Genomic DNA, 26,015 nt, shown 5'->3' with positions numbered 1-26,015 from the left:
GTAGTGATATTCACTGGGTAGATTCCAGGGCATTTTCAGGCGAGCCGAGTCAGTCATGACTCGGGTTTTTTCACGATTATTGTGCGGTCGTCCTGAAAAATGTTATTGATTAATCCACCTACCCGAGTCATGACTGACTCGGCTCGCCTATCAAAATATTTCTGGCCCGCTCTGCGGAACCGATACATCAACTCAAGTCACTCCCATGGACGAAAATCCCGCTCTTGATGACATGACCGAACTGGAAACGGTTGTCAATAATCTTCCACTTCGTACGGTCACGCATGCGGGTATGACCGTCGAGGGTTATTCGCGGGCAGCGGTGCAAAGTTACTGGCGGATTCCCGAGCTGAAAATCGGATTCGATCTGGGTGGCAGTCCGTGGTCGTTTATGGGGACGCCGACTTACTTCATTTCTCATGCTCATTTGGATCACATGGCGGCTCTGCCTCCGTTTGTTGCCCGGCGCCGCATGATGAAAATGGAGCCTCCGACCATTTATGTTCCCGCCGAAGTACAGGAAGATACCGAGCGCCTTCTGCGAGCCTGGCAAAAGCTGGATCGTGGTCGGATGCTTTGCAATTTGATTGGTGTCCAGGCGGGCGATGAAATCGAACTGAGCCGCGAGCATGTTGCCACCGTCGTGCAGACGAAGCATACGGTGCCTTCAGTCGGCTACATCATTTGGGACCGCCGCAGAAAATTGAAACCAGAGTATCAGGGGCTGGCTGGCGATGAAATTCGCGACATTCGCATGTCGGGAACCGATGTTACGCACGAAACTCGATATCCCTTGGTTGCGTACATGGGGGACACGGCTCCTGTCGGTCTCGATAATTGCGAAGATGTTTACAATGCAAAAATCCTGATCACGGAAATGACGTTCTTCCGCCCCGAACATCGTAAATCGAAGATTCACAAATTCGGTCATACGCACCTGGATGACATTATCGATCGAGCAGAGAAGTTCAATAATGAGATGATTATCCTCTGCCACTTCAGCACGCGATATCACACATCGCATCTGAAAAAAGCCGTTATGAAAAAGTTGCCCGACTCCATCAAAGATCGTGTCATTCTCTGGATTTAACACTTACGGAATTAATTATGCCGACACTTCTGGAACGTTTTCTGACTTACGTTTGTATCGATACTCAGTCGGATGAAACTTCTCCTTCTGCGCCGAGTACCGAAAAGCAATTGGATCTGTCCCGATTGCTGGAGCAGGAGTGCCGGGAACTTGGCCTGAAGGATGTTTCGCTCAGTCCTCATGGTATCGTGCTGGCGACATTGCCAAGTAACATTTCTGAGAAAGTCCCGACGATTGCCTGGGTTGCTCATGTCGATACGTCTCCCGAGTATTCCGGCACGAATGTCAATCCAATTGTGCATGAAGAGTACGATGGCGAGGACATCGTGCTGCCGGGCGATCCGTCCAAAATCCTGAAAGTAAGTGAGAATCCCGAGTTGTCGCAACTGGTTGGGGAATCGATCATCACGACCGATGGAACGACTTTGCTTGGTGCAGATGATAAATCGGGAATTGCGGTCATCATGGCGGCTGTCGAATATCTGATTGAGCATCCTGAGATTCCGCACGGGCCTGTTCGAGTCTGCTTTACAGTCGATGAGGAGATCGGCCGTGGGATTGAGAATATGGATTTCGACGCTCTTGGCTCAGTGTGCGCCTACACGCTCGATAGCGATGGGCGTGGTCGAATCGACTCCGAAACATTTTCTGCAGATCAGGCGACAATCATTGTTAGAGGCATCAATACGCATCCTTCTGTGGGAAAAGGGGCGATGGTGAATGCGATTCGCATCCTGTCTGCCTTTATTGATCGGATACCTCAGCTGACACTCAGCCCGGAAACAACGGATGATCGTGAGGGTTTCATGCATCCGTATCACATTTCGGGAGGCGTAGCCGAAGCCTCTGCTCGCATTATCTTGCGAGATTTCGAAACTGAGAATCTTCACGCTCAGGCGAAACTGCTCGAATCGATTGCGGAATCCCTTCGCTGCGAATACCCCAAAGCGGAAATCGAAGTGCAGATCAAAGAACAGTATCGCAACATGCGAGATGGTCTTGAGAAAGAACCACGAGCATTGCCGTTTGCCATTGAAGCAACGGCTGCAGCCGGTCTGGAACCGCATCAGGATATCATTCGCGGCGGAACCGACGGTTCTCTGATGACAGCAGCTGGTTTGCCGACGCCGAATTTGTCGTCCGGACAACATAACCCCCACAGTCCGCTGGAGTGGACCAGTGAAATCGAAATGGAGTCGGCTAAGATGGTCCTCGTCGAACTGGCTCGTCGCTGGGGGCAGGAACGACTCTCATGACGGATGAAGCTGGCGGATCGAAATTACTGCTCGAACTCCGTGGTATTGATGTTCGCTTCAAGAACAATGCCGCGAATACGCTGCAGGGAATTGATCTGAGCATTTCCGCAGGAGAATCGTTTGGAATTGTCGGCCCCTCAGGTTGTGGAAAGTCGACGTTGTTACGTGTGATTGCAGGGTTGCTGCCTGAGAATGCAGGCCAGCGAATTTTACATCAGCCGGAAATCGCCAATCCGGGTCGAATCGCAATGGTCTTTCAAGATGCCCGGCTGCTTCCCTGGCGAACCGTGCTGAGTAATATGGCCATCCCCTTCGAACTGGTGAATCAACCTGTCAATCGAGAGAAAATTGAATGGCTGCTCAACAAAACGGGCATCTCCCCGGCTGATTACGAAAAGTATCCGACACAACTTTCTGGCGGCATGAAAATGCGCGTCGCTGTCGCCCGTTCTCTGGTGCTGGATCCCGAATTGCTTTTGCTGGATGAGCCCTTTGCTGCGGTCGATGATTTTTTGCGGGAACAACTCAACGACGAACTGATCGGCTGGCAGCAGGAATTTGGTTTTGCGACCGTCCTCGTGACGCATCATTTAGGAGAGGCGGTTTTTCTGAGCCAGAAAGTCAAATTGATGTCTGCTCATCCGGGCCAGATTGTGGAAGAGGTCACAATTCCCTGGACGACAAGGAATGAGGCGTTGAGGGAATCGTCTGAATATGTTTCGCTGGTGGCGGAGATCAAGCATCGCTTGCGGAAAAAGCAGTGACCTTCAATATTGATCAGCGATTCTGGGGGCTCCGCTGCGCTTCGACCCCAGCCACTCACCATCCAAGTGATTAGTCTTTGGAAATCAGGTTTGGTCCTTGACCAAATTTTTTGACGTATTTTCCGTCCCCGGATTTCTCGTACTTGGTAAAGCCGAGGTCGTTGAGTTTTTTATCGTCTTTGACGCTCCGTTCCATGTTCATGCCCATCCAGCGGGAGCCGATGGCGGGAGCAGTAATGACGCGACGGACCGGTTCCCCCGTTTCTGGATGAGCAGTCAGCGGATCTTCAGCCATGCGCTGGACGACTTCAAATCGTTCCCCAGGTTGTTTGTCTTCGCGGACGACTTCGTAGAGATAAACGGGCATTGAAGAACTCACACATAAAATGAGACTAGAATCAGGTCGATTCTTAATTCTACACTAGAGGAAAGCCAACTTGAAGAGGCTTATGAAAAATCTCTCAGTTCACTGTCCACGACTCTCCCGGTTGCAGCACTTTCGGTTCCGACTCTGTGTGATTGAGAATTCCATCCGACCAGGCTTGCGTATGCTGCTCAATAATAGGCCAGGTGTTGTAATGACAGGGAATCACCGTCGGTGCCCTCAGAAACTCGGCTGCTCGAATGGAATCTGCAGGCCCCATCGTGAAGTTGTCTCCGATGGGCACAACAGCCACATCCAGTCCCTCATCGGCAATCAAAGTCATGTCGTAAAACAGGCCGGTATCTCCTGCGAAATAGATGACTCGATCTTCCGCTTTCACGATTATCCCAGCCGGGTTGCCGCCATCGGAACCATCGGGCAGTTGAGAACCATGATGGGCAATCGTCAATTTGATCTTGCCAAATTCGAATTCATGTTCGCCTCCAATGTGCATCCCATGAGTCTTTTTCACGCCCTGATTCGTCAACCAGTTCGAAATTTCAAAATTGGCAATGACCAGAGCCTCCGTCCGTTGTGCGATTTCGACCGTATCGCCGACATGATCTCCATGTCCATGCGTCAATAGAATCACATCTGGCTTCATATCCTCAGCCAGCATGTCTGTGAGGGGGTTGTCATTGAGAAACGGATCGATCAGTAATGTGTGAGACGAAGTTTTCAGCTGGAAAGCAGAATGTCCAAAGTAAGTGATTTCAATTGGCATAATTAAACGCTTTTTTCGTGTTTGCTCAGTAGTCATCCATCGAGATGATCATTTTGATGAACTCGACCTGCTTTCAGCATAACCACACTGCAGAGCACGTCAATAAGTCATCGAATGTTGAACTTCGAGAGGTCGCATTTTTTGAACATCTGCTATCATAATTGATTCAGGAACAAAAATTTGCTGAATTTCATTTGCGACTCTACATGCAGGTTCTCGTCACATGGCTATCACAATTTCGATCTGGGCACTTCGAATTGCGGCACTGGGCATAATTTTTCTAAGTGCACTCCCTTTTCTGCCTGTGGGCGCGTGGTGGGTGAGGATTTGCGATTTTCCGCGCGTTCAACTTCTGGCACTTCTCATGCTGGTGCTGCTGATAACCTGCATTCTCCGCTGTTACTCCAAATGGCAAACAATAGATACAGCCCTGTTTGTTTTGATTGGCATCACAGGGCTCTGGCAGATTTCCTTCATTTTGCCCTATACCATGATCTGGTCCGAAGAGGTTCCCGGAATTACAGAGATTCCAGAGGGTAATCCATCGTTTCGGATTGTCATTGCGAATCTGGAAATTGGGAATGAGGAGAAAACAGCTGTAGTCGAAAAATTGAATGAATTTGATCCCGATATTTTACTGACGATTGAAACCGATCAGCCTTGGATGGATGAGTTGACGAATCTGGATCGCGAATTGAAGCTGCATTCTCATGTGGTTCGAGATGCCGAGCTGATGCTGATTGCAAAAACCGTTTCTGAAAATCAGCAGGATTCCTGGATCGTCACTGGCGATTTTAACGATGTCGCCTGGTCGCATACAACGCGATTATTTAAGCGCGTCAGTGGGCTGAAAGACCCTCGCATAGGCCGTCGAATGCTGAATACCTTTCACTCTGAATACCCACTTCTGCGGTATCCGCTTGATCATGTCTTCGTCTCCAACGGATTTCATCTGGAGTCGCTGGATCGCGCAAAAATGCCCGGCTCCGATCACTTCGCTGTCATTGCCGATCTCGTTTACATCGCCGAAAAAGGAACGGAACCGGAACCGGAAGGCAATGATCAGAAAGACTCTAAAGAGATGATTGAGGAGGGGATTGATGATGCTCAGGAGAAAAGCGTAGCGGCTCCGGAAGCGGGGACTTCTGAATGAAGTGGGATATTTTCGCAGCAGTCGAGCTACTTCTCTGAGCGATTCTGCAAGAGTATTCAACCGAAGTTTTTGAGAATAATTTCTACTCGTGACTAACTGGACACGATAACAGCCTGCATTCAGACTCGAATTTTTTAGGACAATTATTAACGTGTCAGAATCTGTAACAATGGTATAAAATCTGCGTCTGTTCTGCGTATCCATCAGCCAAGCTTATTCTGCCATAAAAGTTCCTAAATATAGCACGACCATATAATGCCTGAATCTTCAAATCTTCAAGAGTCCATCCAGTATCATCTGCAGTTTCTTTATCCTCAGGAAAATCATCTCCAACTGGTGGATCAGATTGCTGCAATTTTTGCAGACTACGAAAAGCCTGTTTCTCTCAAGGAGATCTGGAGTGAGCAGGATGCTCTGTTAATCACTTACGGAGATACTCTTCTGCATGAAGGGGAGCGTCCGCTGGAGACTTTGCAGCGATTTTTGAATGAAAAAGTCGGGGAAACGATTTCCTCTGTCCACATTCTTCCATTCTCGCCGTTCAGTTCTGATGATGGGTTTTCCGTCATCGACTATCTGAAAATTAATCCCAAACTGGGGGACTGGGAAGATGTCGCAGAGATCGGCAAAGAGCATCGACTGATGGCCGATCTGGTTATCAATCACACCTCGGCCGAAAGCGAATGGTTTCAGAATTATCTCGCTGGAAAATCTCCGGGCAAAGACTATTTCATTGAAGTCGAAGAGGGAGAAGACCTGACAGAGGTCGTGCGTCCACGGGCTTCACCCTTGCTCAGACATGTCGAAACGCCTGACGGTCCGAAGTCGGTCTGGTGCACCTTCAGTCACGATCAGATCGATCTCAATTTTCGCAACCCGGAAGTCCTGTACGAGTTCCTGCGAATCATTCGCAGATATCTCGAAGAAGGGGTCCAAATCATTCGGCTCGATGCCATCGGCTATTTGTGGAAAGAAATTGGCACCACCTGTATTCACCTGCCCGAAACGCACGAAATGGTTCGTCTGTTACGGACACTGCTCGATATTTATGCTCCCGGCACAATACTGATTACCGAAACGAATGTCCCCAATCATGAAAATCTGACTTACTTCGGCAACACCAACGAAGCCCACATGATTTACAATTTCAGCCTGGCTCCTCTGCTTCTGCACGCTCTTTTGGCGGGGACATCGAAGCACCTGAAAACCTGGTTGATGAGCATGCCCCCGGCTCCAGTCGGATGCACGTATCTGAATTTTACCGCGTCCCACGATGGCATCGGCATGCGTCCGGCTGAGGGTTTAATTTCGGAACCCGAGCAGGCCGAGATGATCGAGTCGATTCGTAATGCCGGCGGACTCTGCTCAACCCGCAAACTTTCCGATGGCAGTGAAAAGGTCTATGAAATTAATGTCACACTGTTTGATGCTCTCAAAGCGACGATTCAAGGACCAGATGACTATCACATTCCGCGTTTTCTCTGCTCACAGACGATCATGATGTCCCTCGAAGGGATTCCGGCTTTCTACATTCATAGTCTGCTCGCAACGCCCAATGATGCTAAAGGTGTCGAACATACCGGACGTTTTCGTTCCATCAATCGCAAGCAGCTCAACTACGACGAAATCTCCGCTGAACTCGATAATCCCTCTTCGTCCCGTGCCAATGTCTTTCACGAAATCCTCCGCCGCATGAAAATCCGCGGGCAGCAACCTGCCTTCTCGCCTAACGCTACCCAGTTCACACTGCACCTCAATTCCCACTTTTTCGCATTCTGGCGGCAAAGTGTGAATCGTCAGCAGAGTATTTTCTGCGTGAATAATCTCACCTCAAAAAAACATAAACTTCAGTTGTCTCAATTGAACCTGATCTCGACCGATAACTGGGTCGACCTGCTCTCAGAGAAAAGCCTGCAAAATCGAACCGGAATTGTGACTCTGGAACCCTACCAAACAATGTGGATTACGAATCGCAAATAAATGGTTGTGATGTTTTGAACCGCAGATCTAACCAGTGAGGATCTCTCCTCAACCTACTTTATGTTTGTGATTAATGAACCACCAAGACGCCAAGAGGTTTAGGAATCATGAAAATCGATACACAAAACATGCTGATGAATTTGAGGCATTGCTGTTACACGAACTCTTAGACCATTTTCAAATGGTTTCTGCAGTCGCTTTGACTCCAAATGACCGTAAAGCACTGAGTTTGCTCCTGCCGAACGCTGCAGGTGATTTTGAATATGCTCTGGAGCATTTCCATAATCAATTTTCCGCGTTCTGACTGAGCAAATGCAGCGATTTAGGGAAATAATCGTCCGTGCGAAGGCACACTGCATTTAGAAATGCTCTAATTCATTATTTTCACGAGACTTACATCTATCGAGGATAAGCATTTAGAAAGAGGAATTGCATCACAAGGCAGGAAAATATATCCTACCGCTCCGATGACGTCGGAAATTGACGATTGTCTGCAGGAAAATGCGACAGGATGTTTGCATGAGGCAGACAGCAACAGGAGCGTTTTAGCTCACGACCTAGGGACAGGGGAACGATTATGGAATGGAAACCAGCACGAGTCTTGCAGCTATTCGGCTCGATCATTGCAATTGCCTGCACCACATGTTCGCTTGCCCAGGCTCAGGTTCAGCTCAAATATCGCTACGAACCAGGTCAAACCCGCTACTACGAACTGAAGCAAACTTTGGGTACGGTTTCCCACGTTTCCGATCGTGAAATTAAGAATCATATTGCCCAGCATCTGCAGATTTCGACCACTGTTAACGAAGTCGAAAAAGATGGCTCGGCTGTGCTGGCCAAGTCGATTGTTCGCGTACAGATGGAGGCGACTCAGCCTGGCGTTGATGAGCCCATGACCTACGATTCTGCCAGCGGTAACGAAGCGACCGGCCCGTTCGGAATGATTGCCAACACCCTGTCTTCGCTGGTTAAACAGCAAATTTTGATTACGGTCTCCGAAAATGGCGAAATTCGGAAAGTCGATATTCCTCAGGAACTCCTGCAGCAGTTTTCCGGGAATGGTCCCGGTTTAACCGGTTTGAATACGCCAGAAGGTGTCGAAAAAATGCTTTCTCAGGGCAGCATTGTCTTTCCTGACAAACCCTTAAATGTTGGCGATCAGTGGACGCGTAATATGAGTACCGAGTTGCCATTCGGAAGTATGAAATCGACGATTGTCTTCACCTATGCAGGACGGACAAAAGATGGTCTGGATCGTATCAATGCGGCTACAAAAATCTCTCTGGAACCAAAACCGAACAGTCCGTTTCAAGTCCAGATGAAAGCGTCTGAAGGCGAAGGGGTCTATCTGTTCGATACCCGGCGTGGCTGTATTTTAGCCAGTGGACTAATGCAAACGATGAATCTCGAACTCTCGGCAATCGGCCAGAAACTGGAACAAACGGTGACGACAGACATCTCAATGCGACTCGTCAATCCGAACCAAACCGCTCAAGGCTCAAACTGAATGGCACTCGCTAATCCGGGTGAATTATGCTTTTATTGAGTCGTGTGGCGAATATGCCACTTGAATGGATTACGTTTACATTTGACTTCTCATTGGGTCGATGAATAACATATAAGTAATAGCCGAACTGTATATTGCATGAGATTGCGTTCCGTATCCTAAGCTTGTGCAGACTGATTCATGTTAAAGATGTAAGAATCCTTTTTGACTCACGTTGAGTGATCCTTCTGGTATCAGCCAGCATCAGGTTGAAGCGGGAATCTCTCCTTCAGTTATTAATCGTTATTGATGACCAATTCCGAATGATAACTGGATAACGACCTCCAGCATCTGCAATAGGATGTTGCCCTCCCCACTTTTCTTCTGGAGTGCTTCGATGTTGAATCTGAATGGTCCAAAATTCAAACTCTGTGACGGATTGACAAGACGTTCCGTCCTGCAGATTGGCAGCCTGGCGATGGGCGGAATGGCCTTGCCTCAGTTGCTGCAAGCCGAGCAGGCTGTAGGAGTTAGCAACAATAAAAAAGGTGTCATCATGGTCTTCCTGCCGGGAGGCCCGCCGCATCAGGATATGTGGGATATCAAAACCGATGCCCCTGCGGAAATCCGCGGTGAATTCTCAGCAATCGATACCAACGTCCCTGGCATTCAAATCGGAGAGATGTTCCCCCGCATCGCCCAGGTGGCCGACAAGTGCGCCTTCATTCGTTCAATGGTCGGCGCGACTGGTTCGCATCATGCATTTCAATGTTTGACGGGAAATTCCGATCGTCAGCAACCCCCCGGCGGCTGGCCTTCCATTGGTTCTGTTCTGTCCAAAGTCTATGGATCGCGAGATCCAGCAGTCCCTGCCTTTGTCGGACTCTCGCCCAAAACCCGTCACGCTCCCTGGGGTGATCCCGGCCAGCCCGGATTTCTGGGTGTCGCCCATGCTCCGTTTCAGCCGCATGGTGAGGGAATGAGCGATATGACACTCAATGGCATCTCCGCCGATCGACTGGGAGATCGTAAATCCGTTCTAAATTCTCTGGACACCTTCCGCCGCACAGCCGATGCATCTGGAATGATGGAAGGCATGGACGCGTTTTCTCAGCAGGCCTTCGGCATTCTCACTTCCAGTAAATTAGCCGATGCTCTGGATGTTGAACGCGAACCTTCTGAAGTTCGAGATCGATACGGACGTGGTACCGCTAAACTGGTCGCTGATGGCGGGCCGAAACTTCTCGATAATTTCCTCGTCGCTCGACGTCTGATTGAATCCGGCGTTCGTTGTGTGACGCTCTGCTTCAGTCGATGGGACTGGCACAGCGGCAACTTCAAGAGGGGCCGCGAAGATATGCCAATGCTCGATCAGGCCCTGAGTGCCTTGATTGAAGACCTCGAACAACGCGGCATGCTCGATGATATCAGCGTCTGCGTCTGGGGAGAGTTCGGTCGAACACCAAAAATTAACAGCAAAGGCGGCCGCGATCATTGGCCCCGCGTTTCCACGGCTCTGCTGGCTGGCGGCGGAATGCGAACCGGTCAGGTCATCGGCTCGACAAACCGACTCGGCGAATATGCTCAGGATCGTCCCGTCCACTTTCAGGAAGTCTTTGCAACGCTCTACAAGCAACTTGGCATCAACATCGATGAACTGACCCTCAACGATCTGCAGGGGCGACCTCGATACCTGATCGATCACAATGTTCATCGGCCGATTCGCGAATTGGTTTAAAGATGCCGACCATTCAGGAACTCCTCCAAACGCCGTTATTACCCGGGCGTCTGGAATGGATTGGCCTCAGTCCCGGGCGGCGGGAACCGATTCAATCTGTTGAGCGAGTGATGCTGCAAGTTGGCACCGGTTTAGATGGTGACCATCATTCCCGTTCTGGGAAATCGAAGCGGCAAGTGACGCTCATTCAAGCTGAGCATTTGCCGATCGTAGCTGGTTTTCTGCAGCAGGATTCGATTGCTCCGGAACTGGTACGTCGGAATCTGGTGGTTTCAGGCATCAATCTGCTGGCTTTGAAAGAGCGTCACTTTCGTATTGGATCCGTCATTCTGAAGGGCTCGGGACCTTGTGCACCCTGCTCGCGGATGGAAGAAAACCTCGGTATTGGCGGATATGCCGCCATGCGAGGCCACGGCGGCATCACTGCAATTGTCGAACAAAGTGGTGAAATCAGGGTTGGAGATGAAGTTTTCGCCTTAAATGACATCACAGAGTCGTCGAACAGTCCCGAGTCTGCTTGACCGGTTTTGACTGCAGAACCTATACTTCCGGTTTCCACCCATCTTATCGGAACGGTTTTCGGTCGAATTTCTGCCGAGAATGTCCGTCTGGCAGATGATGCAGACACCAATGAATCTGGCAGAAAGATTTTGTCAGGTCAGAAATTTCAGTAGCAAACACTATGAAAAGCGAACATCGGCACGAATTGGCCCAAAACGATCTGGAAGTTGGAATTGAACGACTTCGCGACAAATCCAAAGACTTCATGGAAGTTCATGGAAATCGAATTCTGCTGTGGGCTTCAATGATACTGCTGCTGATTGCAGCAATTGTATTTTACACCCGCACATCCGCTCGCACCAATGTCGAAGGTTGGGCTGCGTTGACGGGAGCGAACAATGCCGAAGAACTGGCAGGTATCGCCGACTCCTATCAGGGAACTCCAGTGGGCGACCTGGCTCAGTTGAAAGTCGCCGAAGAATATCTCAATACCGGTATTCGCCTGATGTTTACTGATCGTGAAGCGGCATTGACTGAACTCGATGAAGCAAAATCGGCGTTCCAGAAACTGTTGAATCAGACAGGAATTCTGCCGATTACCAAAGATCGCGCCCTGTTCGGACTGGCTCGCACTTTTGAAACCACTTCGACAGGCGATTTTTCGGAAGCGATTAAAAGCTACAAAACGCTGATCGACGAATCTCCAGATTCACCCTACAAAGAACTCGCTGAGGAACGGATCAAGACACTTGGCAAAGAAAATGCGAAAAGCTTCTACAGTTGGTTTGCAGAACAGAAGCCAGAACCGCAAGATATGGAGCAGCCTGAAGATATGCTGCGAAATCTGAATCTGGATTTGGATGGTTCACTGCCAACTCCAACAGGAACATCGTCAGCTCCGATGGATCCTGAAGCGACATCAACACCAAATCCAACATTGACCGTGCCGACCGCTCCAGATTTTCCACCAGCCATGACGAATCCGGCTTCAACTTCAGAAGCAGGTACGTCGACCGAAACCAGCGCACCGCCAATGCCGGCTGACGCTTCATCCTCCACTCCGCCTGCAGAAGTTGGAACATCTGAGCCAATGCCGGCACCACCAAAAGCAACAGAGCCAGAAGCGACACAACCGAAACCGGAAGGTACAACGAGTGCACCGGTTTCTCCTGCAGAATCTGCAACCGATGCCAAGTAATGAATCCTCGGAAAATGTGGTCGAACATGTTGTCGAAGAGACCGAGGTCGAAAAACGACTCGATCACTGGCTGGCAACTCAATATCCAGAGCACTCTCGTTCCCAATGGCAGAAACTCATCTCTGCTGGCAGCATTACGATTAATGGCCAGACGGTCAAACCGTCTCACAAACTCAGCTTAGGGGAATGCCTGTCTGGCCCATTTCCCAAGCCGGTGATCGCCGAAATCCCCCCAGCCCGAGAAATCGACCTCGATATTTTGTATGAAGATGAACTGATTGTTGTCCTCAACAAGCAGGCCAACCTGATCGTGCACCCCGGCAAGGCAAATTACGGTGGCACGCTGGCCAATGCTCTGGTTCATCACTTTGAAAAGCTAAGTGGCGCGGGCGGAGCACATCGTCCCGGCATCGTGCATCGACTCGATCGTGATACGACGGGTGTGATTGTGATTGCTAAAGACAACAAGACACACGATCATCTCTCGGCTCAATTTGCCGATCGAACGGTTGAAAAAGAATACCGGGCCTTTGTCTGGGGACGGCTCGAATTTGACTGCGACTTTATCGAAACTCATATTCGTGCGCATTCAAAAAATCGTGAGAAAATGGTGGTTTGCGGGCCAGATCCAGAAGCCAGAATTGCACAGACTCAATATGAAGTCCTCGAACGCTTTAAGGATATCACCTACATCAAACTTCTTCCCAAAACGGGACGCACCCATCAACTGCGCATCCACATGCAACATCTGGGGCATGCGATTGTTGCCGACCGATTGTATCGCGGGCAATCGAATCTGCTGTTGAGTTATGTGATAGGCTCGAAAGAACATCTCAAAGAAGATGCGGTATTGATTGAACGCCAGGCTTTGCATGCTTATCGCCTGCAGATCGAACATCCCGGCACAGGCGAGCGAATGGAATTCATCGCTCCCTTTCCAGCCGATATGCAACGCACGCTGGATGCCCTCGAAAAATATTCACGCAGCTAAAAGATCAATTCTTTTGAACCTTCATAAAAGTTTTGCGTTGATATTAATTCGCGTATTCGACAGCAAGTATTGCAGTTCGTCATTGAAAGCTCATAATGAGGAAGCGACTTATGACTGTATCTTGTACAAATTGAGGAGTTTTTCAGACAAATCTTCTCAGGAGTATCCATTTCCGTTTGAGCGATACGCTCTCATTTTTTTTTCAACATTTCAGGAGCGACATCAGTGAATCAGACATCGAGCGATGAGAATGAATTGAACAAGGACAAACTGCCCGACCGGGAAGAAGACATCAACAGTTATCATCCGGCCATGTTTGCCAATCATCCGTTTCATTATCTCTTTATCTGGCTGCTGATGATTGGTGGCGGGATCGGCGCGGTGATGGGGATGTTCATGGGAAACTTCCTGTTGGGGATCTTCGGTTTACTCGCACTGATCTGCGGTGGAGTTGCATATGGTTGGTGGTACCTGAATGTGAAATTCAAAGTATTAACGGTTACCGACAAACGCTCACTGTATCGACAAGGCATTCTCTCCAAGCGAACTAATGAAGTTCAGCACGACGATGTTCGAAACATCAAAATGGACCAGACGTTTTTGCAGCGAATCCTCAATGTTGGCGATATCGCAATCTCAAGCTCTGGTCAGGATGATATGGAAATCGTTGTCAAAGGGGTTGGCAACCCGCAGGAAATCGTCGATCTTGTGCGTCGTTTCCAGTAATCAGTAGGCCCCCCAGAGTATACGAAACTCTGGGGGTCTGGCTGAGGTTTCGCCCTTGGCAATCTGGTGAAAACTGCACATCAAATCGGCTGTAACCACGCCCATCACTTTGTTTCGTGGTGTTTCACCCACAAACCTGCATGTGGTCTACGGGAGTTGAGTCGAGCCCATCAGGAAGCGGTCGCATTCGCGGGCCGCTTCACGCCCTTCGTTGATGGCCCAGACGATGAGACTTTGACCGCGACGACAATCACCAGCAGCGAAAACGCCTTCAAGATTGGTCGTATACTGACCATATTCGGCTTGATAGTTTGAACGGTTATCCGTTTCTATTTTCAACTGCTCGGCGATTTTCTGTTCTGGGCCTTTGAACCCCAGAGCCAGAAATACGAGATCGGCTGGCCACTCTTTCTCGGTCCCCTCGATAGGTGAGAACGGCGCTCCGTTTTGAGAAGGTCGAGACCAGTCGAGTTGAACCGTTTTCACGCCACGCAGGTTCCCATTTCCATCATCGAGGAACTCGACGGTTTGAATGGCATACTCGCGTGGATCGTTTTGTAACGTTTTATTTCCATTCTGAGAATAATCGAATTTCGCAGCGGCTTCCTTATGACCGTAATCAGTCCGAAAGATACGCGGCCATTGGGGCCACGGATTATTCGGGGCCCGCTTATCGGGAGACTGCGGGACAACTTCAAAGTTGACCAGGCTTTTACAACCATGACGCAGACTTGTGCCGATGCAGTCGTTTCCGGTATCTCCCCCGCCGATGACGATGATGTCTTTATCTTTGGCGGAAATGTAATGGCCATCACTCAAATTGGAATCGAGCAGGCTTTTTGTGTTGGCGTGCAGGAATTCCATCGCGTGATGAATGCCCTTCAATTGACGTCCAGGTGCGTTTGCAAAGAAATCGTTCGGTACTGTCGAGCCGGTAGCAACGATGATGGCATCGAACTTCTCACGCAATTCCACTGCTGAAACGTCCTTGCCAATTTCAGTACTCGTGACAAAGGTGATGCCCTCTTCTTCGAGCAGCTTGATGCGTCTTTCAACGATAGGCTTTTCGAGTTTCATATTTGGAATGCCATACATCAGCAATCCGCCGATACGATCGGATCGTTCGTAAACGGTGCAGTAATGGCCTGCCTGATTCAACTGATCAGCCGCAGCCAGACCGGCTGGTCCAGATCCGATGATGGCAACCGATTTCTCAGTTCGGCTTTTCGGAATTCGCGGTTTCACCCAGCCTTCTTCATAACCGCGATCAATGATCGAGCGTTCGATATTTTTTATGGTAACAGCTGGTTCATTGATCCCGAGCACGCAGGAGCCTTCACAAGGAGCTGGGCAGACGCGACCTGTGAATTCTGGAAAGTTGTTCGTTTTATGCAGACGATCGAGCGCGTCTTCCCATTGATCACGATAAATGAGATCGTTCCATTCGGGAATAAGATTGTTGACCGGACATCCAGCAGCCATGTTGGCCATCATGCCACCCGTATGGCAGAATGGCACGCCGCAATCCATACAACGAGCCCCTTGGTTACGCAGTTCCACAACGGGCAACTGTGGAGCAAATTCCTGCCAGTCGTGGAGTCGTTCGAGTGGATTCCGTTCCGTCGGAGTACTGCGATTAATTTCTTTGAATCCGGTCGGTTTTCCCATGTTCTGCTTTACGCTTTCGTCTCAATCTACTGATGTGCCGTAAGTCAGGCATCGCCTGACGAATTCGACTCTCGGATTTTGTCAGGTTACTTTTCGCTCACCCAACCTGGATATCTAATCTCATTTCGAAGAGGGTTCCTGATTCATAATGAATTTGTCTGGTCTGACTCGCTTGCGCTTCGTGCTTGGATTTCATCCAATACAAAATCAAAATTCATCAACAACTCTATGTCATCAACCTCAAACAGCAGCTGGCTGTTTTTTTTCGGCTTCTTCTTTTGCCAGTTCTGCCAGAGCTTCTTTGTAAGCAGTTGGCATCACTTTGACGAAGTTTTTCACATTTTTATCCCAGTCGGAAAGGATTTCTTCGGCAATAAGAGATCCCGTCAACTGCTGATGATTCTCGACAAACTTTCGCAACTCTGCCGATTCCTCGGGAGTTTCAACCTCTTCAAGCCCTACCAGTTCCAGATTACAATTTGGTCGGAAATCTTCCACATCCTGGTAGACATAGGCAATTCCGCCCGACATTCCAGCCGCGAAGTTTCGGCCGGTCACGCCAAGAATAATCGCCTTCCCGCCGGTCATGTATTCACAACCGTGATCGCCAACACCTTCGACGACTGCAGTGGCACCAGAATTTCTCACACAGAATCGTTCGGCTGCCACTCCACGCAAGTAGAGTTCTCCAGAAGTCGCTCCGTACAGACAAACATTCCCTGCAACGATGTTCTTGGAAGAATCGAAGGTCGATTCTTCCGGTGGATAGACCACAATTTTTCCGCCGCAAAGTCCTTTGCCGACATAGTCGTTGGCATCTCCTTCGACTTCGATGGTAATTCCCTTCGTCAACCAGGCCCCGAGCGATTGACCAGCTGAACCATGACACTTGATACGGATGGTATCTTCAGGTAATCCCTCTGGTCCCCACTTCTTGGAGACTTCGTGGCTGAGCGTTGTCCCGAAGGCACGATCGATATTTTGGATGTTCATTGGCAAGTCGACAATATCGCCATGTTGGATTGCAGCTTGCGATTTGGGAATGAGAGTCGTTTGATCGAGTACGGCTTCCAACTCGTGGCTCTGATCCCGCGTGCAGTAGAAACCTGCATTTTCATAAGGAGACTGAGGCATTGCCAGAACGGGAGACAAATCCAGATGTTTCGCTTTCCAATGATTTTCGTTGGGTACGAATTCGAGCATATTACTCTGGCCGCACATCTCGTTGATGGTACGGAAACCTGCCTGAGCCATGTAACGTCGACAATCTTCTGCAACCATAAAGAGATAGTTGACCACATGATCGGGAGTCCCGGCAAACTTGGCACGAAGCTCTTCATCCTGCGTAGCAATCCCGACCGGGCAAGTATTCAAATGACACTTTCGCATCATAATGCAACCCAATGCAATCAATGGACCAGTAGCAAAGCCAAACTCTTCGGCTCCGAGCATACAAGCGATTGCGACATCGCGACCCGTTTTCAGCTGACCATCCGTCTGCAAACGAACTCGGCTACGCAGGTCGTTCATGACGAGCGTCTTGTGAGTTTCAGCAAGTCCCAGTTCCCAAGGCAAACCGGCATGTTTGATACTCGTGAGTGGCGAGGCCCCTGTTCCACCGTTTTCGCCGGAGATCAAAATGTTGTCTGCATGTCCCTTGGCGACGCCGGAAGCAATCGTACCGACACCGACCTCGGAAACCAGTTTCACACTGACTCGAGCAGAGGGATTCGAATTTTTCAAATCGAAAATCAGTTGGGAAAGATCTTCAATCGAGTAAATATCATGATGAGGAGGAGGGCTGATCAAGCCCACGCCTGGAGTCGAGTGTCGAGTTGCGGCGATAATCTTATTGACCTTCCCCCCCGGAAGTTCGCCCCCTTCACCCGGTTTGGCACCTTGCGAAATTTTGATCTGGAGTTCATCTGCGTTTGTCAGATACCAGCTCGTCACGCCGAATCGCCCGGAAGCAATCTGCTTGATGGCGGATCGCTTGGAATCCCCGTTCGGCATTGGCAAGAAGCGGTTGTAGTCTTCGCCCCCTTCACCGGTATTGCTTTTTCCTTGCATACGATTCATCGCAATCGCGACCGCCTCGTGAGACTCGGCGGAAATTGAGCCATAGCTCATCGCTCCAGTGCAGAATCGTTTGACAATTTCACTGGCCGGTTCAACTTCACTCAGCGGAATTTCGACTCCGGTTTTAACTCTTAGCATCCCCCGCAAGTGGCAGTTGCGTGTCGCTTCTTCATCGGCCTGTTCAGCGAATTCGTAGTAGGCGTTCTTATCGCCAGTGCGGGCGGCATTTTGCAGTTTGGAAATCGTATAAGGATTCCAGGCGTGCTTCTCGCCACTGGATCGCCAGGCAAACAGGCCTTCATTCGGCAGTATCGGCAAGCGATTTTCCTCACGAGCAGGAAAGCCCAACGCATGTCGTCGCAGATTTTCCTCGGCCAGTAAATCGAGAGTCACCCCTTTGATACGGCTGGCAGTGCCGTTAAAACATCGATCGATAACATCGGTATTCAAACCGACGGCTTCAAAGATCTGAGCCCCCTTGTAACTGGCCAGTGTGGAAATTCCCATTTTGGCAAAGACTTTGAGCATTCCCTTAGCGACGGCCTTGCGATAAGCCTTGACGATCGTTTCGTCGGTCCAGTCACCTTTGAGGACACCATCTCGCATCGATTTTTTCACGGCTGCGAAGGCCATGTATGGATTGACCGCATCGGCACCGTACCCGGTCAGCAGGCAGAAGTGATGCACTTCGCGTGCTTCACCCGATTCGACCACGATCCCCAGATGAGTTCGCAATTCATTATCCACCAGATGGTGATGCACCGCACCAGTCGCCATCAGTGAACTCATCGCGACGCGATCAGCTGACATGGCCCGATCTGAAAGAATCACAATTGAGTAATGCTGATCAATCGCTTCGAGTGCTTCCTGGCAGATACGATCGAGAGCGGACTTGAGTCCCTTGGCTCCATCACTACGTGGATAAGTGATGTCGATGACCTTCGTCTTCCAGTGACGGTAATCGAGATCCTTGAGAGCAGAGAGTTCGGAATTCTTCAAAATTGGATGTGGCACGGCCAGTCGATGGCAATGCTCCGGCGTGCTGTCCAGTAGATTCCCTTCAGGACCAATGAAGCATTCGAGTGACATGATAACCTCTTCGCGAATCGAATCGATCGCGGGGTTGGTCACCTGGGCAAACAACTGCTTGAAGTAGTCGTAAAGCATCCGCGGATTTTCGCTCAGACAGGCCAGAGCGGTATCGTCTCCCATCGAGCCAACCGGATCGCGTTTTTGACGAAGCATCGGCAGCAGCATGAAGTTCATGGTTTCGGAGGTATAACCGAATGCCTGCATTTTCTGCAGCAATTCGTCTTCATTTTTTGCATCCTCGGGAATTTCGTGCCGAGGAAGTTCGCTCAAAGTGATCCGTTGTTCTTCAAGCCATTTTTGATAAGGACGGTAAGTCGAAATTTTGCTTTTGACTTCCTCATCGTCGATAATGCGTTTTTCATCAAAATCGACAAGGAACATTTTTCCTGGCTGTAACCGGCCTTTGTATTTTACATTTTCCGGTTCGACCTCGAGCACGCCGACTTCGCTGGCCATCACGACTTTATGATCGTGCGTCACATAATATCGGCTCGGGCGGAGTCCATTGCGATCAAGAACGGCACCGATGAAATGACGACCATCCGTGAATGAAATTGAAGCGGGGCCATCCCATGGCTCCTGCATCGCAGAGTGATACTCGTAAAACGCCTTCTTTTCCTGAGACATGGAATGGTGATTTTGCCAGGCTTCTGGAATCATCATCATGATGGCTTCGGGTAATTTTCGACCGGATTGTGTTAACAATTCAAGTGCGTTATCGAAAGAGCCTGAGTCTGAACAGTGCGATTCGATAATTGGGAACAGCTTGTTAATATCGTCGCCAAAGAGTTCACTTTTCATCATCCCCTGACGGGCAAATGTCCAGTTTTTGTTGCCCCGCAGAGTGTTGATTTCTCCGTTATGTGCCATGTAGCGACAAGGCTGAGCTCGATCCCAACTGGGGAGCGTGTTTGTGGAAAACCGAGAATGCACCATCGCCAGATGTGTCTTGAAACTTGGTTCCTGAAGGTCCTTATAATAGGGCATGACCTGACTCGGAGTCAGCATCCCCTTATAAATAATAACCGAAGAAGAAAGCGAGCAGGCATAAAACAGCAACGCTTCCGGATGCTCTTCGGGCACTCGCAGTTTGTGGCTGGCTGATTTACGAATCAGGAACAGCTTTCGATCGAACTCCTTTTGCTCCAGTCCATCTCCAGCTGCAACGATCAACATTTCCATGACGGGCATACAAGCCAGAGCGGTAGGTCCGACATCAGCAGCAACAGGATCGACAGGCAGGGGGCGCCAGCCGACGAGTTTCTGGCCGTTTTCTGCAATCAAATCGTTCAAGACCTGCTTGCAATATTCGCGTCGCTGCTCATCCTGTGGCAGAAAAATGATACCTGCGGCGTATTTACCAGCTTCGGGAAGTTCCGCTTTAAACTGCTCTTTGACGACTTTACGGAGAAATTCATCTGGTAATGCCGTCAGCATCCCGGCTCCGTCACCTGTATTTTCTTCGCACCCACAGGCTCCGCGATGGGTCATATGGCGGTTGATCCGATCGGCATCGTCAATTAATTGATGCGAACGTTCCCCATTAATATTTGCGACAAAACCGACGCCACAGTTTTCATGTTCGTAATCCGGTGAATACATATCGAATGCCACCGGATAACTGTCTTTGCGGAACGGAGAGCTGGTTGTGTTCTGCATGGTCTTCATCATTCATCGTCTAAGTTAATAATCGTCCTTACGAAATGCGGAGTCCTTCGCAGTCCGTCTATGAGACGGCTCAAAGTTGCGGATTAACACCGCACGAAACGCCAGCATCCTGCTACGTTTCACTGAGTCTCCCTGTCCGGGAGGAATATTGGAATGCCTTCTTCTTATGTATGACACAGAGAGTCGTACTCATCTCAGTGATCAGCAGTCACACCCAATTCGACTTGGCACTCATTCAATAAAACTTCTATGAACTTTTGTGTCGCCAGCGAAAGCTCGCGACCTTTTCGGTGAATCATCCCCATTGGCCTGACCCAGGAAGTCCCTTCGACTTCAAGTGCCTTCATCCGTCCTCGTTGACACTCATCCCGCAAGGTCGGTTCCGGTAGTAATGCAACCCCCGACCCCGATTCGACATCTCGCTTTACATATTCAATGTTGTCGAACTCGTGCACGGATTCGACGCTGACTCCGACTTCCCGAAACCAGCGATCGATCGCCTTATGTATAAATAGATTCGGTTTAAAACCGACGAATCGAACTCCATCGAGTTCTTCAGGCTTGATTGAACTGCGGTCAAACCAGGCATGATCGGGGCCGACCGCAATGACCATCGGCTGATCCTGCCAGTGGAGGCAGTCAAACATTCCTTTCGATTTGGGAAATGAAACCAGTCCTAATTCGTCCTGTTCCTGTCCCACACGTCTGTAAACCTCATCAGGATGCACAAAATCGATTGAGACTTCAACCTCAGGGAACTCCCGTTCGAAGTGATCGATCGTTTCGTTGATCTGAATCAGTCCGACTGAATAAATCGCAACAACACGAACGCGACCAACAATTTTATTCCCTAAACCCCGAACCCGATCTTCGACCTTGCGAAAAGATTGCAGCAAATTCCGACAGCCATCGAAGTACAGGTGACCAGCAGCGGTCACCTCGAACGGCCGTTTGGAACGATCTATCAACCGCATTCCCAGTCGCTTCTCCAGTTGCTGAATTGCCTGACTGACGGCTGACTGAGAAACTTTCTGCTGTTCTGCAGCACGCGAAAAACTTCGCAGCTCAACCGCGTTACAGAACATTTCCACATTTCGCAGATGCATACCAGGACCCAGAGTATCAGTGTTTCTTATGAAAGACTCGATGCACTATCAGAAACTGTTTGTCTGGAGGATTATCGGCTTCTGGCAGTCATTGTCAACCCGCGAGTCAATTCAACATTGTCGCATCTGAAAAACATTAGGTCTCGTGAGTTTATACAGCATATTCAAAATTACCTGCAGCGTTCAGCAGGAGCAAACACAGCGTTTTTAGGACCTTTGAAGTCCATGCGACTGCAGATACCATTTGAAAATGGTCTAAATCCCTGCATTGCCTAATTCGGTGGCTGAATTGTCGATTCGTCCAAAAACATGAGAAATTGCCTGGTTGTTGACCTTCTGTCCACTTCTGGTTCAACATTTCCCTATAAACATTACCCGTGAAGTCTTTTCCGTACTTAGTTGGTACTCGGCATCCTTGAATCTGCTGCAGATTCTAGATAAACTTCCGCGATGAACGAAAAGAAAACAAACGAAGGCTCTGAACAGAAATCCTCCTGGAAATCCTTGGCAGGAAGCCTGTTCGGTATCCATTTTGATGATCAATCCGATCTCGATGACCTGGACATCGATTCCGTGGCTGAAGTTGTCGAACAAATGAATCCGATTTCTTCGACTTCCAATGCAAAAAGTGAAGATAACGAAGAGATTGACGACGAACTCGAAGACGACTTTGACTTTTCCTTTGATGAAGACGACGACGAAGTTCTCGAAGAAAAAGTCTCGGAGACTCCAGTCTCCGCTACCGCTAAAAGCAAATCCGTACAGAATCAAGAGCCCAAAAGCCTCGATTCCACACCCTCAGAAATTGAAGTGAGAAATTTGCGCGCGACTTTCGATGATGAAGACCCGTTTGGTTTGGGAATTGTCGACACTGATGATTTATCAGACCTGGATGATGATGCAACTCCTGAAGAGGAAGCGGTTTCTGAAAAGGCACCACTGATCGAGGAAGCTCAGACTGAAAAAGATGAGTCTTCTGAGTCCGTTCCCAGTGGGAGATCTGGCAAACCGAAACGCGTACGTCGACCTACGCGTAAGCCAAGACCAAAGTCGGAATCGATCGAATCAGAAGAAGTCGATACAGAAGTTGTCGCAGAAACCAGGAAATCAGGCTCGACTGCAGATCAGGACGATGATTTCTGGGAAGCACTGGATGATTGGGACTGGGATAAAAAAGACCAGCCGAGAAAAAGACCTGCACGTGCTCAAGTTGATGACGACGATGAAGATGATTCTCCTGCTGAAACAACTTCGGAGGATCAGACGACTGATAACGAAGAACAGCCACGTAAACGGGGCCGACGACGACGTCGTCGCGGCGGACGCTCTTCGCAACGTGAAGATCGCCCTGTATCAGCTGAAGATGACGATCAAAAGAAAGAAAAATCATCTGCCCAGGAGGAAATCGATGCCTCTCTGATTGATGAACTCTGGGGTGGCGATGAAGAGATCTCAGAAACGAAGGCTCCTGCGGCCAAAGAAAAAACCGAACAGGACAAACCAGATGATTCCGAATCGCGCCGTCGGCCGCGCCGCTCTCGAAGGGGACGCGACAAAGAGTCAACTTCAGTTGAAGAAGTGAAATCCGAGCAGCCCGTAATTGCTAAATCGGCTGCAACGGATATTGATGACGACACGGATGATACCGATAACATCGAAACCAGGCCCCCTTCACCACAATACAAAAGTATTCCGACCTGGAGTGATGCGATCGGTATGATCGTCAAACGAAGAAACAGCGATCGTGGAGCTCCACGATCTGACTCCGGCAGAAGTGGAGACAGAAAAACTTCCAGTGGAGGTCGTAGACGCTCTAACCGGAGCCGAGAAGAGTAAATCGACTTCGTCAAATCCTCTTGGCGTCCACTGTTATGGGAAGTCCTCATGCCTGCTGAACGGTCCGACTCTGTTATTGCGTCGTACCGGTATGCCGTTGATGTGACTCGGGCAGCAGGCAGCAATTTTCATATCGCTTTTCGAATATTGCCCGAACCGATGTATCGGGCAATGTGTACGATTTATGCCTACATGCGGATTTCCGACGACCTTGTCGATGGCTCGCTCTCCGAAAACACATCCTCACTGCCAGAGACATCTGCGGTACAGTCACTTGCAAACTGGCAACAATTAACTGCGAATCTCAAAAGCTCGCATTCGACAAGCCATCCCCTTTTTCCTGCTCTTGAGGATGTGCTCGGGAATTACCCGATCGAAGTCAACTGGCTGCTCTCCGTCCTCGATGGAATGCAGAGAGATCTGAACTGGTCTCCATTTGCCGACTTCGAAGAGCTTGCCTGTTATTGCGATCAAGTCGCAGGGATGTCGGGGCTGTGTTGTCAGGCGATTTGGGGAGCGGATCTGGAACAGACCCAAAAACTGGCATTAACGTGTGGACGTGCTTTCCAGATGACAAACATCTTGCGAGATGTCCACGAGGATACCATCCGCGGCCGTTGTTATTTTCCACAAAACGAACTCGATCACTTCGGCTGTCAGAATACAAACTGGGACGATCCCCAAATCCGCTCAAACTGGTTGGATTTGATTGCATTCCAAGTGAAACGAACAGAATCATTTTATCGGGAAGCTAGTGAACTGGAGCGTCACCTATCAGGCCCGGGACGTAGAATGTTTCGAATTATGTTCGTGACTTATCGAGCGGTTCTGCGAAAGATATCTCGAAATCCTCAACTTGTATTTCACCAGAAGGTGCGCGTCTCCAAAAGCAGGAAATTAATCATCCTGCTAGCCGCTCCTTATCTTTCCGTATTGAATTCGGAATCTCACGCTAATGCACAATGTAGTAACTCTGCGATATTGAATGCAAAAGTCCCCTCAACCAACGGCTAAGGGGACTAAGCGATCATGGACCGACTGCAGTGGCTTTACCAGGAATAGTTACTTCCGGGATAATTACCAGAGGCCGTTCGTGTCGGATTGGTAATCGTGCGGTATCCATCCGAGTAAGCATCGGCTTGATAGTATGGATTCGGGTTTCGCTGTTGAACTGGGCTCCAGGGACTAAACATCGATTGCTGGTCAAAATCGGCTGGAGTCGGGACTTTCTGGTCCATCTGTGGTGCACTTGGAACAGTCAACGTCGGTTGTGAACCAGGTGTCTGGATCCCCTGGTATGTCGTACCGGGATTATTGTAGATCATGTTAGGGTCATATCCGCCGAAGTCGGTACATCCTTGAGGAACAACCGGAGGACAGACTGGTGCAAAGCTGCGAACGCAACGTGGTTCCCAGACCGTTGAAACCCGACGACGCGGAACCATCACCTGTTCAGCGACATTGCGATAACAGACCTTGTTGCGGATTACTGTTTGAGGAACATAACTCACAACGCGTTTGTATGTTGTCACTGGCACCTGCACGCATTCGGCAACTCGACGACATCGAGTTTGAGGGACCATTTCCCAACTGGCAACACGCCGGGGCTGCATTCGCATTGTCATCTGAGGCACAACCGGTGCGGCACACACTGGAGCACAGGGTGTCGGTGGAACATAAGCTGGCGGACAGGAACAATCGTTTCTTTGGCAGCGATTGCAGAAAATTGGTGGAAATAGTCTTGGGCGACAGCCACGACAATTACCACAACCTCCACAGGCACGGGCAAGTCCGGGAAATACCTGGGCAACAACTTGCGATTGTTCAATTCCAATCGCACAAACGGAAAGACATAATGTCAGCAAAATGGGCCATCGCATGTGACGGGCTCCTGGTCGGTAGGGTCGATTGAGGGGAAATGGGGGATTTCGAAGCGAGTTTTGGCCAAGGGATGGCCGAGGTGGGAAAATTGAACGCTTGCATTTGGGCGTATCGCTCAATTTAGTATCTCGCTTATCGTTAGTATCGTCTCGTTCTTTAGACTTCTTGAGTTCTTTCTTCAATAAATCAAAAAAAGACTCAAGAATTCCTCCATTTGCGAATGATTTCCACATTCATTATTCTGAGACCATCTTCACATATTTATCGTTACTCATTATCTATCATGGAATTATGACAAATCTGGATTACACAGGACGAGAGCAGGAACTCGCTCGATTAATTCTTCAGCCTTATCGTAAAGTTTTCGAATACACGGCTCCTGAGCGAACAATTCACCAGTTACGGGAAGAATTTCTCAAGTCCAGTGAAGAGGCAACCATCGCAGACTTCACAGCTGGAATGAGAGTCTTGCTGGAATGCCGATATATCCAGAGGCTCAACGATGAACGTCTCGAACTGACCCCGGCTGGTCGTGAATGGATGACGGAGTAAACCGTATACATTAAGTGGGTGGCGGGGGCGCTCCGCTTTAGCGGAAGCCTCCGGAAGTTCTACGATTCGGGGGCTTCTCTGCGAGAGCGCCCCCGCCACCCT

At 49.5% G+C, this 26,015-nt stretch carries 20 protein-coding genes; 14 read left to right on the top strand and 6 right to left on the bottom strand.

Annotated features, from left to right (window positions below; all coding sequences use genetic code 11):
* The first annotated feature begins 205 nt into the window (after positions 1-205).
* The 3 genes from Pan54_RS15375 to Pan54_RS15365 are packed head-to-tail and all read left to right on the top strand — an operon-like array spanning position 206 to position 3,110.
* Positions 206-1,090, top strand: a complete 885-nt coding sequence (locus tag Pan54_RS15375; RefSeq protein ID WP_146504318.1) for an MBL fold metallo-hydrolase — start codon at positions 206-208, stop codon at positions 1,088-1,090.
* 17 nt (positions 1,091-1,107) lie between these two features.
* Complete coding sequence (gene pepT / locus Pan54_RS15370) at positions 1,108-2,346, top strand: peptidase T (protein ID WP_146504317.1); 1,239 nt, start codon at positions 1,108-1,110, stop codon at positions 2,344-2,346.
* A complete protein-coding gene (locus Pan54_RS15365) occupies positions 2,343-3,110 on the top strand; it encodes an ABC transporter ATP-binding protein (protein ID WP_146504316.1) in 768 nt (255 codons plus the stop codon). The genes pepT and Pan54_RS15365 overlap by 4 nt, the downstream gene beginning before the upstream one ends.
* 70 nt (positions 3,111-3,180) lie before the next feature.
* Here Pan54_RS15365 and Pan54_RS15360 read toward each other — a convergent pair whose 3' ends face one another.
* Together Pan54_RS15360 and Pan54_RS15355 are read right to left on the bottom strand one after the other, a co-directional pair.
* Positions 3,181-3,477, bottom strand: coding sequence for an FmdB family zinc ribbon protein (locus Pan54_RS15360; protein ID WP_146504315.1), 297 nt, complete (start codon positions 3,475-3,477; stop codon positions 3,181-3,183).
* Positions 3,478-3,571: 94 nt separating this feature from the next.
* The gene (locus tag Pan54_RS15355; protein WP_207310151.1) at positions 3,572-4,258 is read right to left on the bottom strand and encodes a metal-dependent hydrolase; all 687 of its coding nucleotides are present in this window, start codon (positions 4,256-4,258) and stop codon (positions 3,572-3,574) included.
* Between the two features lie 223 nt (positions 4,259-4,481).
* On the opposite strand from Pan54_RS15355, the gene Pan54_RS15350 reads away from it, so the two are divergent.
* The 8 genes from Pan54_RS15350 to Pan54_RS15315 all read left to right on the top strand — a co-directional run bounded on the left by Pan54_RS15350 (position 4,482) and on the right by Pan54_RS15315 (position 14,031).
* Positions 4,482-5,411, top strand: coding sequence for an endonuclease/exonuclease/phosphatase family protein (locus Pan54_RS15350; RefSeq protein WP_146504314.1), 930 nt, complete (start codon positions 4,482-4,484; stop codon positions 5,409-5,411).
* A 255-nt stretch (positions 5,412-5,666) separates the two neighbouring features.
* The gene (locus Pan54_RS15345) at positions 5,667-7,391 is read left to right on the top strand and encodes a sugar phosphorylase (protein WP_146504313.1); all 1,725 of its coding nucleotides are present in this window, start codon (positions 5,667-5,669) and stop codon (positions 7,389-7,391) included.
* Positions 7,392-7,968: 577 nt separating this feature from the next.
* Complete coding sequence (locus Pan54_RS15340; RefSeq protein WP_146504312.1) at positions 7,969-8,898, top strand: hypothetical protein; 930 nt, start codon at positions 7,969-7,971, stop codon at positions 8,896-8,898.
* A gap of 376 nt (positions 8,899-9,274) precedes the next feature.
* Entirely contained in the window at positions 9,275-10,615 is a 1,341-nt protein-coding gene (locus Pan54_RS15335) for a DUF1501 domain-containing protein (RefSeq protein ID WP_146504311.1), read from the top strand.
* Positions 10,616-10,617: 2 nt separating this feature from the next.
* Positions 10,618-11,136, top strand: a complete 519-nt coding sequence (locus Pan54_RS15330; RefSeq protein ID WP_146504310.1) for an MOSC domain-containing protein — start codon at positions 10,618-10,620, stop codon at positions 11,134-11,136.
* Positions 11,137-11,297: 161 nt separating this feature from the next.
* Positions 11,298-12,314 carry a tetratricopeptide repeat protein gene (locus tag Pan54_RS15325; protein ID WP_146504309.1) on the top strand — a complete coding sequence of 339 codons (1,017 nt, stop codon included), beginning with the start codon at positions 11,298-11,300 and terminating at the stop codon, positions 12,312-12,314.
* The gene (locus Pan54_RS15320) at positions 12,271-13,305 is read left to right on the top strand and encodes an RluA family pseudouridine synthase (protein ID WP_242631342.1); all 1,035 of its coding nucleotides are present in this window, start codon (positions 12,271-12,273) and stop codon (positions 13,303-13,305) included. The genes Pan54_RS15325 and Pan54_RS15320 overlap by 44 nt, the downstream gene beginning before the upstream one ends.
* 225 nt (positions 13,306-13,530) lie before the next feature.
* Positions 13,531-14,031 (top strand): PH domain-containing protein, encoded by a 501-nt coding sequence (locus Pan54_RS15315; protein WP_207310150.1) that lies wholly within the window; start codon positions 13,531-13,533, stop codon positions 14,029-14,031.
* A gap of 147 nt (positions 14,032-14,178) precedes the next feature.
* On the opposite strand, the gene Pan54_RS15310 is transcribed toward Pan54_RS15315, so the two are convergent.
* The 3 genes from Pan54_RS15310 to Pan54_RS15300 all read right to left on the bottom strand — a co-directional run bounded on the left by Pan54_RS15310 (position 14,179) and on the right by Pan54_RS15300 (position 21,644).
* On the bottom strand, positions 14,179-15,699 hold the full coding sequence (locus Pan54_RS15310) for a glutamate synthase subunit beta (RefSeq protein ID WP_146504307.1): 1,521 nt from the start codon (positions 15,697-15,699) through the stop codon (positions 14,179-14,181).
* A gap of 240 nt (positions 15,700-15,939) precedes the next feature.
* Entirely contained in the window at positions 15,940-20,529 is a 4,590-nt protein-coding gene (gene gltB, locus Pan54_RS15305; RefSeq protein WP_242631341.1) for a glutamate synthase large subunit, read from the bottom strand.
* A gap of 203 nt (positions 20,530-20,732) precedes the next feature.
* The gene (locus Pan54_RS15300; protein ID WP_146504305.1) at positions 20,733-21,644 is read right to left on the bottom strand and encodes a LysR family transcriptional regulator; all 912 of its coding nucleotides are present in this window, start codon (positions 21,642-21,644) and stop codon (positions 20,733-20,735) included.
* A gap of 450 nt (positions 21,645-22,094) precedes the next feature.
* Between Pan54_RS15300 and Pan54_RS15295 the strand changes: the two genes are divergently transcribed.
* Complete coding sequence (locus Pan54_RS15295) at positions 22,095-23,480, top strand: hypothetical protein (RefSeq protein WP_146504304.1); 1,386 nt, start codon at positions 22,095-22,097, stop codon at positions 23,478-23,480.
* A gap of 48 nt (positions 23,481-23,528) precedes the next feature.
* The gene (locus Pan54_RS15290; protein WP_146504303.1) at positions 23,529-24,494 is read left to right on the top strand and encodes a phytoene/squalene synthase family protein; all 966 of its coding nucleotides are present in this window, start codon (positions 23,529-23,531) and stop codon (positions 24,492-24,494) included.
* Between the two features lie 35 nt (positions 24,495-24,529).
* Here the strand turns inward: Pan54_RS15290 and Pan54_RS15285 are convergent, their stop codons facing one another.
* Positions 24,530-25,360, bottom strand: coding sequence for a hypothetical protein (locus Pan54_RS15285; protein ID WP_146504302.1), 831 nt, complete (start codon positions 25,358-25,360; stop codon positions 24,530-24,532).
* 292 nt (positions 25,361-25,652) lie between these two features.
* Here Pan54_RS15285 and Pan54_RS15280 point away from each other — a divergent pair, with 292 nt between their 5' ends.
* Positions 25,653-25,913, top strand: a complete 261-nt coding sequence (locus Pan54_RS15280; RefSeq protein WP_146504301.1) for a hypothetical protein — start codon at positions 25,653-25,655, stop codon at positions 25,911-25,913.
* Positions 25,914-26,015: the final 102 nt, after the last annotated feature.

This window comes from Rubinisphaera italica, assembly GCF_007859715.1.
GTDB classification, from domain to species: domain Bacteria; phylum Planctomycetota; class Planctomycetia; order Planctomycetales; family Planctomycetaceae; genus Rubinisphaera; species Rubinisphaera italica.
The sequence above is the reverse complement of the archived record's forward strand: the minus strand, read 5'-3'. Positions and strand labels throughout refer to the sequence as shown.